The 16,646-nt window shown below is 41.8% G+C and carries 14 protein-coding genes; 6 read left to right on the plus strand and 8 right to left on the minus strand.

Annotated elements, in window-relative coordinates; genetic code table 11:
• Positions 1–158 precede the first annotated feature (158 nt).
• From trpB to F7734_RS41625, 5 genes are all read left to right on the plus strand, one after another.
• Entirely contained in the window at positions 159–1,421 is a 1,263-nt protein-coding gene (trpB, locus tag F7734_RS41605) for a tryptophan synthase subunit beta (RefSeq protein WP_166482478.1), read from the plus strand.
• Between the two features lie 37 nt (positions 1,422–1,458).
• A complete protein-coding gene (trpA, locus tag F7734_RS41610) occupies positions 1,459–2,286 on the plus strand; it encodes a tryptophan synthase subunit alpha (protein ID WP_155750252.1) in 828 nt (275 codons plus the stop codon).
• A gap of 212 nt (positions 2,287–2,498) precedes the next feature.
• Entirely contained in the window at positions 2,499–3,671 is a 1,173-nt protein-coding gene (locus F7734_RS41615) for an IscS subfamily cysteine desulfurase (RefSeq protein ID WP_155750253.1), read from the plus strand.
• 56 nt (positions 3,672–3,727) lie between these two features.
• A complete protein-coding gene (locus tag F7734_RS41620; RefSeq protein WP_155750254.1) occupies positions 3,728–4,549 on the plus strand; it encodes a VanW family protein in 822 nt (273 codons plus the stop codon).
• Positions 4,509–5,552: an Ldh family oxidoreductase gene (locus F7734_RS41625; protein WP_155750255.1), complete on the plus strand. Its 1,044-nt coding sequence runs from the start codon at positions 4,509–4,511 to the stop codon at positions 5,550–5,552. Before F7734_RS41620 ends, F7734_RS41625 begins: the two co-directional genes overlap by 41 nt.
• Here F7734_RS41625 and F7734_RS41630 read toward each other — a convergent pair.
• The 7 genes from F7734_RS41630 to F7734_RS41660 all read right to left on the minus strand — a co-directional run bounded on the left by F7734_RS41630 (position 5,549) and on the right by F7734_RS41660 (position 14,573).
• Positions 5,549–6,058 (minus strand): pentapeptide repeat-containing protein, encoded by a 510-nt coding sequence (locus F7734_RS41630; protein WP_155750256.1) that lies wholly within the window; start codon positions 6,056–6,058, stop codon positions 5,549–5,551. The two genes, F7734_RS41625 and F7734_RS41630, sit on opposite strands and share 4 nt — an antisense overlap.
• Before the next feature lie 406 nt (positions 6,059–6,464).
• The gene (locus tag F7734_RS41635; RefSeq protein WP_155750257.1) at positions 6,465–7,610 is read right to left on the minus strand and encodes a hypothetical protein; all 1,146 of its coding nucleotides are present in this window, start codon (positions 7,608–7,610) and stop codon (positions 6,465–6,467) included.
• A 517-nt stretch (positions 7,611–8,127) separates the two neighbouring features.
• A complete protein-coding gene (locus tag F7734_RS41640; RefSeq protein ID WP_207714331.1) occupies positions 8,128–9,387 on the minus strand; it encodes a S41 family peptidase in 1,260 nt (419 codons plus the stop codon).
• 400 nt (positions 9,388–9,787) lie between these two features.
• A complete protein-coding gene (murJ, locus tag F7734_RS41645; RefSeq protein WP_155750258.1) occupies positions 9,788–11,401 on the minus strand; it encodes a murein biosynthesis integral membrane protein MurJ in 1,614 nt (537 codons plus the stop codon).
• Positions 11,402–12,208: an endonuclease gene (locus F7734_RS41650; RefSeq protein ID WP_243147365.1), complete on the minus strand. Its 807-nt coding sequence runs from the start codon at positions 12,206–12,208 to the stop codon at positions 11,402–11,404.
• A gap of 110 nt (positions 12,209–12,318) precedes the next feature.
• Positions 12,319–13,308, minus strand: coding sequence for a D-alanine--D-alanine ligase (locus F7734_RS41655; protein WP_155750260.1), 990 nt, complete (start codon positions 13,306–13,308; stop codon positions 12,319–12,321).
• Between the two features lie 104 nt (positions 13,309–13,412).
• Positions 13,413–14,573, minus strand: coding sequence for a KamA family radical SAM protein (locus tag F7734_RS41660; RefSeq protein ID WP_155750261.1), 1,161 nt, complete (start codon positions 14,571–14,573; stop codon positions 13,413–13,415).
• A 206-nt stretch (positions 14,574–14,779) separates the two neighbouring features.
• Between F7734_RS41660 and F7734_RS41665 the strand changes: the two genes are divergently transcribed.
• Entirely contained in the window at positions 14,780–15,061 is a 282-nt protein-coding gene (locus F7734_RS41665; protein ID WP_155750262.1) for a hypothetical protein, read from the plus strand.
• A gap of 227 nt (positions 15,062–15,288) precedes the next feature.
• On the opposite strand, the gene F7734_RS41670 is transcribed toward F7734_RS41665, so the two are convergent.
• Positions 15,289–16,479: a glycosyltransferase family 4 protein gene (locus F7734_RS41670; RefSeq protein ID WP_155750263.1), complete on the minus strand. Its 1,191-nt coding sequence runs from the start codon at positions 16,477–16,479 to the stop codon at positions 15,289–15,291.
• Positions 16,480–16,646: the final 167 nt, after the last annotated feature.

A 16,646-nucleotide genomic window follows, 5' to 3' on the forward strand; every position in this document is an offset into this window, starting at 1 on the left:
ATATTGGACATATACTTTTTTTTCTCTTATGGTAAGTAACAAAGAGGTTTAACTTCTCTACTGTTTATAAGTAGAAATTTATGTATAGAGATATCGTAGGTAACAGAGGGGTTCCACCTTCTTTGCTATTTATAAATAAAAATGCCTGTGTAGAGATGATGTATTTTCACTCAGAATTCTCATCCCCCGCTTTATTAAGCCACAATGGTTACTATGGGGAATTTGGAGGCAAGTTCATTCCCGAAATTTTGCATGAAACCTTTGAAGATCTAATTGAAGTATACAAAGCTGCACGTGCAGACCCTAAATTCTGGCAAGAATTTACATTTTTGTTATCCAATTACTCTTGCCGTCCTACACCCCTAACTTACGCAGAAAATTTAACAAACTATTTTGCTGGAGCCAAGATTTTTATTAAACGAGAAGATTTAAATCATACAGGAGCACATAAATTAAACAATGTTTTAGGACAAGCTTTGCTTGCTAAAAGAATGGGAAAAACAAGAGTTATTGCCGAAACAAGTGCAGGACAGCATGGGGTCGCAACGGCAACTGTAGCGGCAAAATTTGGATTGGAATGCACAATATATATGGGGGCTATAGATGTTAAACGTCAATATCCTAATGTTTTCTGGATGCAAAGACTTGGGGCTGAAGTTGTCCCAGTATCTACAGGAAGCCAAACTTACAAAGACGCCATTAATGAGGCGCTGAGAGATTGGTCTACTTTTATGGATTCCACCTATTATATATTTGGCACAGCTTGCGGTCCTCATCCATATCCGGAAATGGTGTCTTGGTTCCAGTCCGTCATAGGAGTGGAAGCACGGCAACAAATCTTACAACAAACTGGAAAATTACCCTCTGCTGTTTATGCTTGTGTTGGTGGGGGTTCTAATGCCGTTGGGATTTTCAGTGGGTTTCTTGAAGATAAGAGCGTTCAGTTAATAGGTGTAGAAGCAGGTGGTAGCGGTTTGAATTCGCACAAGCACGCAGCACGTCTTGCTTCAAAAGACGCAACAGTTGGCGTAGTACAGGGGTATAAAACTTATTTCTTACAAAACAATGATGGACAAATGCAAGAAACCCATTCCATTGCTGCGGGCTTAGACTACGTTGGTGTATCGCCCGTGCTAGCACATCTGTTAGAACTCGGTCGGATTCAAGTCAGTGCTGCAACAGATCAAGAGGTTTTAGATACTCTCAAACTTTGCCTCACTAAAGAAGGTCTTATGCCATCTTTGGAGTCTACTCATGCTTTCGTCCAAGCATTTAAGGACGCACCACAGCTTTCTCCGGAAGATTGTATTGTTATTAACCTGTCAGGACGTGGGGATAAAGATATCTTCACCTTGGCAAATGCTTTTGGCGATCGCTCTTGGAAAGAATTCTTAAGCAACAAAATTGACCAATTAAGTTAACCGCAGGAAATCAAGAGATTGAAAGAGGAAATGATTCATGAAAACACTATCACTTACCCCTAATGTCACCACAACTTTAGAGAAACGTATCGTGGAGACTCGTCGGCAAAAAGACATACTGCTAATGTCTCATGTCGTTATTGGGTATCCTTCTTTTGATAGTAATCGAGTTGCCATCAATTCACTAGTGAATGCTGGTGTTGAACTGATTGAACTACAATTTCCCTTTTCCGAACCTATTGCAGACGGACCTGTCTTGATTAAAGCAAATCAAGAAGCTGTGGCAAATGGAGCAACAGTTAACGATTGTTTTCAATTTGCCAGAGAAATTACAAAAAAGCACCCTAGGGTGTTGTTTTTAATCACCACCTACTACAATATCTTGTTTAAGTATGGAGTCAAGAAGTTTCTTAAGTCAGCATCCAAGATTGGTATTGCTGGAGTTATTATACCAGATTTGCCTCCAGAAGAAGCCACTGAATATGTAGAAATTTGTAAAAACAATGATATCGCCGCTATTTTTCTATTAACACCTAAAACACGTTATTCGCGAGTTCAACAAATTGCAGGAATGGCAAGCGGAATGGTTTATTGTGTTGCGCGTGCGGGAGTGACAGGCGATCGAACTAACTTCTCAGAAGATTTTGACAGTTACATACAGCGCGTTCGAGAAGCGACAAGTTTACCAATAGGAGTTGGTTTTGGAATTCAAACCAAGGAAGACATTGAATATCTAAAGGGGCGAGTTGACATTGCAGTTATTGGTACGCAAGCTGTGAAATTGCTAGTTGAGAAAGGAGCGCAATCACTCGGCGAGTACATGAGAGGCTTGCGAAGCGAGACCATGAGTTTCACGAAATTGTAAATTGTCCCCTCATACTCTCGTTACTCTCGTTCCCAGGCGGAGCCTGGGAATGCCTTCAGTAGAGGCTCCGCCTCCCGTGCTTTTAGCACAAGATCTGTCATTTTCATAAATTCCTTGTTTAATACTAGCCCAGATAAAACTGCCATTGACGCGGCAATCTTAATTTGTGTTAGGGTATGTTGTAAAATTTTGATTTCATATATTTAACAACTATGCCTGCTCGTCCGATCTACTTAGATTGCCACGCTACCACACCTGTTGATGAACGGGTGTTAGCAGCAATGATACCTTACTTTACAGAACACTTTGGCAACCCTTCTAGCATCAGTCACGTTTATGGATGGGAAGCAGAAGCTGCTGTAAAACAAGCACGGGAAACTTTGGCGACAGCCATCAACGCCACACCAGAAGAAATTATCTTTACAAGCGGTGCAACAGAAGCAAATAACTTAGCTATCAAAGGTGTTGCAGAAGCCTATTTTCAAAAAGGACAGCATATCATCACTTTAGCAACAGAGCATAGCGCTGTCCTAGACCCTTGTCAGTATTTGAAAACCTTAGGCTTTCAAATCACAATCCTTCCCGTCCAAAAAGATGGACTGATTGATTTAACAGAGTTAGAACAAGCTTTTCGTTCTGACACAATCCTTGTATCAGTGATGGCTGCTAATAACGAAATAGGCGTGTTGCAGCCACTAGCCGAAATTGGTGCAATGTGTCGCGATCGCAGTATTCTATTCCATTCTGATGCAGCACAAGCCATTGGTAAAGTTCCTTTGGATGTGCAAGCAATGAAAATTGACCTGATGTCACTAACAGCACATAAAGTATACGGTCCAAAGGGTATTGGTGCGTTATACGTTCGCCGAAAAAATCCTAGGGTGCAACTTGCAGCGCAACAACATGGTGGTGGTCACGAACGGGGAATGCGTTCTGGTACTTTATACACGCCGCAAATTGCAGGCTTTGGTAAAGCAGTAGAGATAGCTTTACAAGAACAAGCGACAGAAACAGAACGTTTGACCCAACTCAGACAAAGATTGTGGGAACAGCTTTCTCAGATAGAAGGAATTCATCTTAACGGGCATCCTACACAAAGATTACCAGGAAACTTGAACATCAGTATTGAAGGTGTCGATGGTGCTGCATTGCAATTGGGATTGCAATCTGTAATGGCGGTGTCTTCTGGTTCGGCTTGTTCTTCAACAAAAACTGCGCCTTCCCATGTTCTTACAGCACTGGGGAATCCAGAACAGTTAGCATATGCCACAGTGCGATTTGGGATAGGAAGATTCAACACGGCGGAAGAAATTGATAGAGTAGCACAACACGCGATTTCCACTATTCAAAGTTTGCGGAAACAGAAATTGTTGGTAAAAGGTTAGGTAAAATGTAATGCTTAACTGGTAGATTTTCATGGTGCCATTGGTTTAACCACAAAATGAACCTGTTATCCCCAAGTTTGAAAGCGTTGATTCGTCAAAAAATCAAAGATGCTCAATCGTTATGGCGGGGTTATGTGTTTTACTACCCTCGCGAACAAGACTCAGAGCCATCTTCTGATTATTGCTATCAATGGAGTGAGATGAGTACTGCAATTAAACAACGTTCTGGTTCTCCCCAAGTCAACGAAAACCGTCTTTGGAATATGCAACTGGCGGCAAAGGGTGTTGATGGATTGACTCTGAATCCAGAGCAAATTTTTGACTTTTGGAACCGCGTACCACGTCCAACTCTTGCCAATGGTTTTCGTGAAGGTCCAACTTTGGTGGGTAATCGATTGATGACTGATGTTGGAGGTGGGTTGTGTCAAATTTCTACCACTTTATTTCAGGCTTTACTATGGGCAAACTGTGAAATTCTAGAACGTCACAATCACTCAATTGATGCTCATGGAGACACTCGTTTTTTTACTTTGGGTCAAGATGCAACAGTAGCTTATGGTTATAAGAACTTAATTGTGAGGAACAACAACCAAGTTCCTTTACGTTTGCAATTGCAGGTGTTTGGTGAACAGGCTTTGGTTGTAGCAAGTGTGTGGGGAACTGAGCCAAAGCCAGTTGAAGTGAAGGTTTCTTCTGAGATTTTGGAAACACTCCCCGCACCTCATACCAATGGAATACCCGGTTGGCGGGTAGAAACGCTCCGTTCCGCGTGGCTGGTGGAAGAGCCAACTGCAGGATGGCAAGTTAATTACCGCACACTAGATGTTTACCAACCTCATGTCAAGCTATCACAAAATCTCAGTCAAATCCCTGTATAATTTTTTTGATGCAGTGCTCTCTCCCTACGAACTTTTACCGGAAGTTGCAGAAGCATTGAAAACGCATTTGGTGGAGGCAAATCTTTGTGGAATGGATTCGCACGGTTTACAGCAAATTTTTGGTTACGTGAAAAGTTTGCGGAGTGGTCGGATGAATCCAAAACCAAATTTGTCTGTCAATTCAGTACGTCCAACAATGATTCGGATTGATGGCGATCGCAGTCCCGGACAGTATGCAGGCAAAGTCGCAACGGAAAAAGCGATTGAAGTTGCGCGTCAGTTTGGGATGGCTGTGGTGGGAGTCAGTAATAGCAATCACTTTGGGATGGCTGGTTATTATACTCGCATGGCAGCAGAGGCAGGTACAATTGGCTTTGCAACTAGCGATACCAGCGCTGTAGACTTAGCGCCCTATGGAGGAACAAAGGCAAAACTTGGCAATAATCCCATTTCTTGGGGAATTCCTACAGGCACACTCCAACCTGTTATTTTAGATATGGCAGCAGGGACGGTGAGTGGTGGTAAAGTTAAGCACTTTGCATATCAAGTTTTACCGATACCTTTGGGTTGGGGGCTTACAGAAACAGGAGAACCCACGGAAAACCCCAAGCAGGTAGCAGTTAATTTACCAGCATCCTACAAGGGTTCTGGTTTGGCATTTGTGGCAGATTTACTGTGCGGTCCCTTGTTGGGTACGGTAGCAGCAATGTTTAAAAATAAAGCAATTCATGATGGTGCTAACGGTACCGGACATTTGTTCTGGGTGCTTGATGTGGAAGCGTGGACCGATCGCAAAGAGTTTGAGCAACGAGTGCAAGATGCGATCGCTTCTCTCAAAGAAACTCCCCGTCTTGACCCCAACCAACCCATTTACTATCCTGGAGAGCTAGAAGCCATGACACGCCAAGAGCGACTGTTAACTGGTATTCCAATCCCTCAAACCTTGATTGAGGAATTAGCTACTTTTTTTGGAGAAGATAGTGTTTCTCAACTCATCAATTAAATAATTTCAGAACGTCCCTTTAAAGAATCCTCAAAAATCGCTCCTCTCCGTTCCAAGTCAAGCTTCATATCTTCCGAAATCCCAATATTCCAGCCAAACCGAGCATCCTCCACATGAGCACCATGCAGATCGGTATAACTTAGGTTGGCACCACGGAAGTCAGTTCCGCTCAGGTTAGTCTTGCTAAGAAAGGCTCCCTTAAGATTAGTCTCGCTGAGATTAGCACGACTGAGGTTAGCTTTGTAAAAATCAGTTGTGTATAAGTTAGCACGGTTGAAAATGACACCCCGCAGATCGGCACCACGGAGATCGGCACCACGCAAAATTGCACCACGCAAGTCAGCGCCCCGTAAGTCAACATTGGAAAGGTTAGCAAAAAGTAGGTCAGCGTTTCTTAGGTCAGCACCGCTTAAGTTAGCACCGCTCAGATTGAAACTACCGAGCTGAGCACAAAAAAAATCTCTTTTTCCGGCTGAGTAAAGCTCTAACAGCTCTCTAGTGTCCATGTTTATCTGTGGGAGAAGTTGGTTTTCATATTAAATCCGGTAGCATCTGAATGATTAAAAAACCGCAGAGACGCTGAGAGCACAGAGAGAGGAAAGAGAAATAATTCCAGTACAAACGGATTTGATATCACTCAATAGTAAAGTAAGCTCAAAAGCTTACTGAGATGAGCACGATTAAGGACACTTTATTTTTTGTCCCAGAGTTTCTTCTCCAAAGTTACACTATTTTGGATTTTAGATTTTAGATTTTGGATTGAGAAAGTCCTGTTTAGACTTGATTGAAGCCTACTATCTATGGCATTCTTTGTTCAAATTGGTGTTAGAGAATTACATTGGTAATGGTGGACACTTCACTGAATTGGCACACCATGTCAGCCCAGCCAACTACTTAACCCGCTAAGTTCTGTTAAAAAGGATTTTGAGAGTTGACATGAATAATCAAGTTGTCCCCAAATCCAGAAGGGACTTCTATTATATCACCAGGGTGACCTAGGCGCTGACGCGCTGCAAAGAATGCTGACTCCATACCTTGAGTGTAATTCAGCAAAAGGGGCTTTTGTTCTGGCTGCACGCGGCTTTCTATTTCATCTACTAATTGCCGTTTCCATTTATTCGTCATTTCCCATTCCACTCCCACATTCGGCATGACCATCACGCACAAGGGTACGAGTTCCTGTTCTATGGGTCTGAGACTTTCTTCTAACACGCACAACCATAAATAAGCTTGGAACATATCTAGGTCACGAAGACAAGAGTGTGCTATTTCTGGATGACCCAAGGAGCCTCTTACGCTCTGATAATTGGGTAATACTTGTAACAGTCGGCAGTAAACTATTGAACTAATCTCAGAAGCTATAGGGAGCATTTGCTGAACTAGAGCTAAGGCTGGTGAACCTAGCTGATGCTTAGCGGCAGCGACACAGATTCGCTGCCAGGGTATAGAGACTTGTTCTTCAAGGAACTTAAAGTAGGGACACAGCAATACTTTCTCAACTGGTGTCAACTGATTAACCAATAACTGGTTAGTGAAATTGAACAGCGTAGTCAGAAAGCCAAGCACGCGCTGCTCCTTTGCTATTAAATGTTGTTCCTGATACTTCAGTAACGATTGTTCTAGTTCATTGACCAGCTTTTCTACGCTTGGTATTGTCTGCAACACAAGAGTCGCTTCCTCATTACCATAGGTCATTTGTTTTACTATAGGAGTGACAACAAGACCAGACTGTTGTTGGTAAAAAGATAGTAACGTTTGATAAACTTTGCAGGCAAACTGAGCGATTCGGTGCTCCGCTTGAAAATCAATAATATCAGGAATATATTGGTAGAGAGATTTTGCTTGTATCACTGCTTGACGGCTCGTGCGTTCTAATACAGTCTTCAATAATTTAGCTGCGGTCAAGGCTCGAGCTTCTGGCCAAGCAGCTTTCACCAATTCTCCATAAAACTTGGGATTTTTGGACAGAGAAGATATGTCTACTGCATAACGCTCTGCCCAAAGCTTAAGTAAGGACTCAGACGAAGGGGTTTTGGGAATGTTAACAGATAACAGCATAAATTAATTTGCAAGTGGCAAGAGAACAACCGACGTATCTGTGGCAGAATCGCTAACAGTCTCACATAATTCGCTACTACACAAATGAAGTTCATCTTGTGAACGAAAAAACAAGGTTCTCAGACCCACTTAGATGGATTTTGCCTGTATAGTCGCGATTTCTAATCATTAAGGTAGGTATGAAATAAGATTTTTCAGACACCCTCTTTGAGGTACCAAATAAATCTAAGGCTTTTCTGAGGATCGTGTTTGTTCGGAATGACTACAGTTAATTAGAATCACGGCAAATAAACTGAATGTAGGTAGAGTAAGGTCTAGAGTGCAAACCATCTGTTTTATGAATTTTTAGAGATTTAATATCTATGGGTAAAAAATAAATTATTCATGCCCGTATTTATCCTTAATTCATAATGTATTCCAAATATCTCTTTGACAATCAGCCATTGTCATCTATCTTGAGAAGTGTTTAAGTTAAGTTTAGATGTAGTGACGTATACAAAAAACCTGTCATCCGATTCTAAAGGCTTTCTTCTCTTGATGAACTACGCTGCTTAGCTGTTGCTATCAAAGTCTCTATAGCTCGCTCTTTTTGAGGATCTTTACCCTCTGCATATTCCAACGAGAAGGGAACGCTAATATCTGGTGTGACGCCTTTACCTTCTAGCCTTTGGTTCTCATCAAGAAATACATTGGAAACCGCTAAATAAAGGAAGCTACCATCATCCATAAGAAAAAGACGACCAGCAACGACTGCACCCGTTGTTTTAGAACCAATGACAGGTCCTATTTTATGTTGTTGAAAAGCATATGCCAGAATTTCCTTACTACTTCTGCTTCCTTCATTAATTATCATGACAACAGGCTTTTTCCATTGAGGAATAAATGTATATTTTCTACCATCACGAGCAATATTGGTAACGCTTGGTCCTGCTTTTGCTGTGAATATGTTGAGATAGCTAATGTCTCCTCCACCCCAGCCATCTCGTAAATCTAAAACTAAACCATCTGCTTCTCGAAGACGACCATAGATAAGGTCTTCCCGTAGCTGTTCTTGATCGGGATCGGCTGCATTTGACCAAATGTGAACGTAACCAATTTTTTTACCATCCCGCTCAATTGTTTGGGTACTTGCTTGCTGTGCTGACTTAAATATCGTGGTTGCGTCTAGCAGTTTGGGAATTACGGTAATTGTTTGGCGGCTGTTCGCATTACTGGTTCTTTGAATTAACAATGTGACGTTTTGATCGGCTAACCCTGCAAAAGACTCAATGGGTTTGTAAGGGCGATCGCCTACACTGAGCAATTGGTCGCCTACTTTTAAACCAGCTTTAGCAGCAGGGCTACCATCAAGTATGGTACTGATAAAGGTTTTGCCGTTGATGTCTTTAGTAGTTATACCAATACCACTGTATTCAATTTTCCCTTTTGGAAAAAACTTTCTTAACTGTTTTTGAAAGTCAGGATTCCCTGCTTGAAAAATACCTAAAAGCTGGTAATAAGCAGGTTCATCCTTTATGTAGAAGCGAGTGTGAGATGTTTGCAACTCAGAAAGCATTTGATTGATAACCACAGCAAGTTCTTGGCTGGACTTGGTGTTTGCTGCGAATGGTTCATACTTTTTCCGCATTGCCTTCCAGTCCACTCCATTAAAGTTGGGGTCGTAAAAGTTTTCGTTTACAGTTTGCCAAACTTTTTCAAAAATCTTTACTTGTGGTTGTGCAAGCATTTTGGGTAAGGGAGAAGCAAACCACAAGAGGAGTAAAGCTGCAACACTCATTAACATTGCTACAGCTAATCTGTTTAACTGAGTGAGTCTCAGTCTTGCGATCGCCCTTGGCGCAAGCCGTACCCGGCTTATCGTGTTGGTTTTCAGGTTGTTCATCTAAATTAATGTAGATGCGTAGCAACTTATAGCACGACCATCTTGATGACTCATTAGTTCCTATTGGAAATAGACTCAAGACTACTCCCTGGCAGCAATTCCTCATCTTCCCTCTCTGCGCTCTGGAGCGTCTGCGGTTCAAAAGTCATTTATTTAACCGCCGAGACGCAGAGGACGCAGAGGTAAGAAGTGAGAGAACTATTGATTTGCTGAAGTTTTTATCCACCTTGACAGGGGTAGTAGGGCTAACGCTTACCCTACAAAATTCGGTAATTTTAGAGTGGAAAGGGAGTCGCTATCGTCTTTTTCCCCTCAAACGATTTACCAACAACTCAACTTCTGGCAATTTCATTACACTCACTAAAGCTGCAAAAACTCCTAATCCAATACTACTAGCAAGGCTTAATTGCAACAACTGTCTCAGTATTCCTTCGCTGCCCCAAAGAATTTCAAAACCCCAACTTGTGAGCCAACAGGTAAGCCCTGCTATCCCGCTTATACCAATTAAACCCAGTATGGGTAGACTCCATTCTCGCAAAGCTAAACCGTTGAGTCGCCGATGCAAGCACCACAACAACATTATCGTTGCTGTTAAATTCACTCCCATAGAGGCAAGAACTAAACCGGGTGCCCCAAAGGCTTTGACTAGAAAATAATCGAGTACTATATTCAGTAAAATATTTATTAAAGTTATGCGAAAAGGTGTTTGCCCATCTTCCAAAGCATAGAAGACTCGCACGAGTATGCTGACAACAACACTGGTGAAAGCTCCCAAACCATAAGCCATGACAAGAGTTGCAACAAGTTTGGATGCATTGGAATCAAATGCTTGGCGCTCGTACACTATTCTGACAATTGGCACAGCTAAAGTTATCATCAAAGCTCCTAAGGGTAACATGGTGAGGGCTGTGATAATAATGCTTTGCCGAATCCGCAGTTTTAACCCTAACCAATCTTCTGGTTTTGTCAATTGGGAAAATACTGTCATGAATGGTATTAATAAGGCACTGGTAAAAATGCCTTTGGGAGTTTGAGCAAGTAGCCCAGCGTAATTTAATGCCGACGCTGCATGGGGAATGTAAGAAGCGAAGAATAAATCTACGTAAATGTTAATTTGGGTCATGCTGGAAGATAAAATGGCAGGGGTCATGACTGCGATCGCCTCTTTCACCCCAGGGGAATAAAAGTCAAAGCGCAGGCGTAGTGTCCCCATACCCTCCCGCCACTGCACTATTAATTGAACTACCCATTGCAAAACAGCACCTGCAAGGGTTCCTCCTGCTAATACCAAGCCTCCTAGCTTGAATATAGGGGGTAGGGAGTAGGGGGTAGGGAGTAGGGGATAGTCAGATGTATTAGCTGGGATTCCATGTTGTAGGACGAAGAAACCCAAGCCAATGATGACAGTTACACTTGAGAGCATTGGGCTAATGGAAGGAAGCCAGTAATGTTGTGCTGCATTGAGGGTACCAAAGCCAATACCGATAAACCCCGATAGCAAAGCGATGGGAGCCATTATCTGTAATTGTTGTGCAGCAAGGGTTTTAACTTGTGGTTCCAAACCAGGGGCTATTAAATGAGTGAAAAAATCTGCAAAAACAATCAAACTAATTGTTATCAAAAGTAAGATAAAGCCAACAAGGGTGGTGATGGTTTCTACCAAAGCAGCAGCTGTTGATTTGTCTCGCTTTGCTAAAACACTCACTAGAGTACTGTGCAAAGGACCGTTGATACCGCCAAGCAAGACTAACAAAAAGCCGGGGATAATATAGGCGTAATTGTATGCATCAGCAACCGCACCAACTCCAAAAACGGCTGCAACACAAGTTGCTCGCAGTAACCCGAAGATTTTGCTAATGAGAGTGGCGATCGCAACAATTCCCGCAATTCCAGCTAGTGAGCGCTTCATTTAAGAATTACAGTAAGTTTTTTGTGCTAATGTAACATCTAACACGAAAGGATTTTCATTTCCTTGGAATTCAGCGATCGCATGACTGCGCTCGATTTCAGTCGTGTCGGGAGGATCTTGCTGGTTCCATCGACACAGAGTTTGACGCTGTTTTTCAAAGTAATTTGGGTCTACAGCGTTAGCGCGATCGCGATAGATAGTGTTGAAGTAGAACATTGCCCTAGCAATATTTCCTTTTACTTCTTCTCTCGGTTCAAATCGAGAAAATGCCGATTCGCTAAACTCATCAATTTCACTCACAGGAATTGTTTTCAAACGAACATCATTTCGAAACCATTTCTCAGTACTTCTATCCTCGATTTCGCTAAAAGGTTTGTTACCGCGATCGCTATTAACATCGATTCTAGAGGGAAATAAATGATGAAGGTCACTTCGGGCATTTCCCTTATCAGCCCCTTTACTTTGAGGCCAAACATGTTCGGTATTTTGTCCCAGCTTATCAGCCTTCTGACTGGGGTCGCCGCCTCCTGTTAAGCGAATTGAGAAACCAGTATAAATGTCTGTTACAATGCCTCCTTTGTTGTCAATAACACCAAACATCTGGTCTCTTGCTCTGTCATAGTTCAAGTTTCCATTGGGCTTATACTCTCGAGCAAGTTCCTCAATTAAAGCCGCCGATGATATCTCACCTTCTCTAACTTCAGGTGGAGGAGTTGGTACTTGAGCCAAGGGGCTAGCTTGTAATGAACTTATCCCGACAAAAAATATGAGAGAAATACTAATTAGGAGCAATTTGATGAATTTCATTTTTTCTTTAAGGAATGATTTTCTGGAAATACGCTGGTACATTGGCAAGATACCAGTTACTTCTCAATAGGTGCAAATCAAATTAACTTATGTACCTTGCAATTCCCATATCAACCCTTTTCCCACCTTGCCAAACAAGTCTTCAAAATCACCTCAATCAATTGCTGATAAGATAAACCAGCCGCACCAGCAATTTGAGCAAAAGAACGCTGTGGATGCAACGTAGCATCTGCATTGATATCTAATAGATACGCCCGTCCATCTGATGCTATGCGAAAATCAAAGGTTGCATAATCTAGCGGTGCAAAAAACTTCATCAATTCCAATGTGGCATCTCGCAACCCCCGCAGCTTTGAATCGGCAAGATCGACTCCAATTTTCTTAAACTTTCCCTGACGCTTAGCCTGCAAATCTAAAACTTCTTCATTCAGTGATTCACCTACAGCATTGACTGTTTCTACTGCACCAAATAACAATGGTGAAGAATTGCCAACAATACCCACTGTAATCTCACGACCTGCAATAAATTCTTCACACAGTACTGGTACATGAAATAACTGACTTATTTCCTCCACTTGTTGACGGAGTACAGCCAATCCCTCTTGGTTATCAAATTTCCGCAACCCCAAGGAGTAACCTTCACAACTGGGTTTTAAAATTGAGCTTGACCAAGGAGGTAAAGATTGAATATCCTTTCCTGTTTCATATCGATACCAAGGGGGTGTCAAAATTCCATACCACTGCAACACGGGTTTAAGGAGATCTTTATTCAATGTCAAACTTTTGACCGTAGCATCACCGCCAGTGTAAGGAATACCCAGTTGCTCTAAAATTGCAGGTGCTAGGGCGGTACGATTGCGGGAAAGGGTTCTGACTGAAAGGTTCCAAACAAAATCTGGCAGTTGATTAAAACGCCACCTTTCTAACAAATTATTTAAAGTGCCTATTTTATCTACTTTGTAACCTAAAGCTGTTAAACTTTCTGCCACAGCTTCCACTTCTTCTGGTTCTCGCCAGTGATAGTGTGTTTGTTCTTTTGCTGTTAAGTCTGACATGATGTCAGCCTCAAGCTCAAATAATAGTCCTATGTTATTGGTCATTGGTCATTTGTCATTGGTCATTTGTCATTTGTCATTAGCAATTAGCCATTAGCAATTAGCCATTAGCAATTAGCCATTAGCAATTAGCCATTAGCCATTAGCCATTAGCCATTTTTTATTGGAAGCCAACAAGTTTGCTCGTCAATTGGTAACAATATCACTCCAGAATTATCTAATCCCCGTCGCACCTGCTGCCATTTGGCAACTAACTGTATGGGTGAAGTGGGAAGAATACCTACGAGTTCTAGTTTGCCGTCTTCATGAGTTAAGATATAGCGAAAGCGTTTGACAGGTCCACTGCACTGTTGGCGAACTGTTTCTATTAAGCCCATTCCTTCTACAATTGGCAGTTGAAAGTGAGTTGCATGCTTGACGGGGCGCGGGTGAAAGATATATTGAGGAATCACGCCATGACGATGGAGTTGTTTGAAAAGTTCAGTTAAAACCTCTGAAGAGTCGTTAATACCTTTCATTAAAGCAATTTGAGAAGTCAGCAAACAACCTGATTTTTGCAGATTTTCTAGGGCGCAAATTGTTGTTGTGGAGATTTCACGGGGATGATCGAAATGGCATTGAATGATGATTTGAAATCGAGATTTATATTGATACAAAACATCTAAGAGTTCTGGATCGGTGGTGAAACGACTGGGTAAGAAAGCGGGGAGTTTGGTACTGATGCGAATTTGCCAAATATGGGGAATTTGTGCGATCGCACCTAAAAGATTAGCTAAACGGCGAGTGCTGGAAATCATGGGATCGCCACCTGAGAGAAGCACGTTATCTATTTCTGGGTGTTCGGTAATATAAGTCAGTGCTTCTTGTAAATCCTCAATTGTCTCTTTTGTCAATACATCACGGCTCATCAACCGTCGTCGAAAACAGTAGCGGCAATGTCCCGCACAAGATTGTGTTATAATTAACACTGCTGTTTGGTCGTATTTATGCTGCAAACCTTGTATAATCGTGGAAATTTCTTCCCCACTGGTATCAAAGCTTCCCGATTCATCCTTCTCTCCTTCTGAAGGTAACAGCAGCAACCGCAGGGGGTCATTGGGATTTTGCCAATTTATGAGATCTGCATAACCTTGGGGAACCATCATGGGAAAACTGTGCTTTGCCTCAGTCACGCGATCGCGTTCCTCCAGGGATAAAGACAGCCAGTCTTCTACGCGCTCGGATAGTTTTAAACTTTCAATTAATTCCTCCTTCCAATCTCTGACTGTAGGAAAGTTTTTCGGCACTTCATTGATACTTGTATTTGTCATTTCCCACACTAATACTTGGATTGTTTTGATTATGCCAAATTTTGACCCCTCAATCTTGACTCTGCCTGTTCGGGTTATTAAGCAAGTGAAAAAATTGGAACAATTTCCTTTGTTTATAGATTTATTAAACTTAAATATTGATTAAAGCTTAAATTTATGTTCTGGAGATTCATTGCTTAATAAATCTGGATATTTCAGCTAGCTTTTTGTCATTGTCGCCTTTTCCTGTCTTTACTGGCGATAACACTCTTGCAGGAGGCGCTGGTCAGGATATTTTTGTCCGATCGAGCGAAGGCAAAAATACAATTGTAGACTTTAAGAATGGTCTAGATTTGTTAGTGTTAACTGGTGGGTTGACATTTAATTCACTTTCTATTTTTGAAAAAAATGGCGGTACTAGGATCGCAAGCAACAACAATCAACCCTTAGCGTTCTTAGCTCATGTCAATCCTCATCTTATTACACCTGAAGACTTTATAATTGTATGAATTACATCATGTCCGGTAGCATAATCATGCGGAAAAGTTTCTTAATTTCTTAGCGCCTTTGCGACGGCAGGCGCTTCAACTGGTGGTAACCACAAGCTAGCGCTGCCTCGTCTTTGCGTGAGCTTTATTCAGGTTATACAAGCGGACATGATATTGGTTTGTAGTTGCAATGGATGCAAAGACAGCGCAACTACAAACGTAATACAAGTGTTTATCCGAACATGATATTATAACCAAACGACTTGCGATCGCTCTTGCAAGACACGTTTATAAACATCCTCTGTTTGTTTTGCTAATTTAGCCCAACAGAAACGACGTTCTAAGTCTTCATAAGCATTATCAATCAGCCATTGGCGATAACCCGGATTCTTTAACACTTCTAAAATTCCCCAAGCCAAGGAATCTGGATCGTTTGTATAAGTCACGATCCCCGTTTTGGTATGTTGCACAACTTCTGGAAATCCGCCTGTATTGGAAACGACAACGGGAACGCGAGAGGCAAAACTTTCTAGAGCAACAATTCCAAAGGGTTCGTAGAGACTGGGGAAAACAGCACAATCAGCAACTGCTTGAAATTTATCTAAGTAGTCATCAGAGATAAAGCCAGTGAAATAGCATTTATGCCAAATCCCTGTATCCCAAGCTTGCTTTTTCAGATGGTCTGTGTTACCACCACCAATAATTACAAACTTAACATAACCTCCCATTTCCCAAAGGACTTTAGGAGCAGCACTGAGAAGCAAGGATACACCTTTTTCATAAGTCATGCGACCTACGTAGTAAACAATTTTTTCGCCATCTTCAGCAAATTGACGGCGAAAATCTAGAGCGGGAAAATCTTGCTGCAGCTTTTTCTTTTCTGGTCGAATACCATTATAAATAACGTCAATTTTATTCCAAGGACAGTGAAGCGCTCGTTCTACCTCTCGCCGCATATAATCAGTACAAACGATGACCCGCCAAGCATTGTAGACTAAGAGTTCTTCTTTGCCACTAATATAACATTGTGTTTCCGTGTAAGTACCGTTATAACGCCCGTACTCGGTAGCGTGGATTGTAGCGATTAGGGGAATTTTAAAGTTATGTTTGAGAGCGATCGCCGCATCTCCAACAAGCCAATCATGAGCATGGATGATATCAAAGGGACTTTCTTCTAGTAAAAGTTTACCACCGTGATGCCCCATGCTCTGGTTTAAATTAACAACCCAATGAAAAAAGTCATGACTGGGTGCAATCGGTATGCGGTGTACTCGAACTCCTTCCACCACCTCATACAACGGAGCATTGCCAAATTCCGGTGTAATTAAGTGAATTTCATGTCCTAACATGACTAGTTCTGGGTATAACTCTGCTACGTGACGAGAAATTCCCCCAACTATGCGAGGCGGAAACTCCCAACTTAGCACTAGTATTTTCATCTCCTACACCCTACCTATTTTAAATCTCTAACATTTTAGATTGACTCCAAAATCTAAATTTGGCTACTGCTGTGATATACAATATATTTTCTTTTGTTTTAGTTTTCATATAAGCTCCATTTTGTCCCTACTCGCTAGGGAAACTAATAGATTGGAAACCTTTCAAC

It is taken from the genome of Scytonema sp. UIC 10036 (assembly GCF_009725235.1).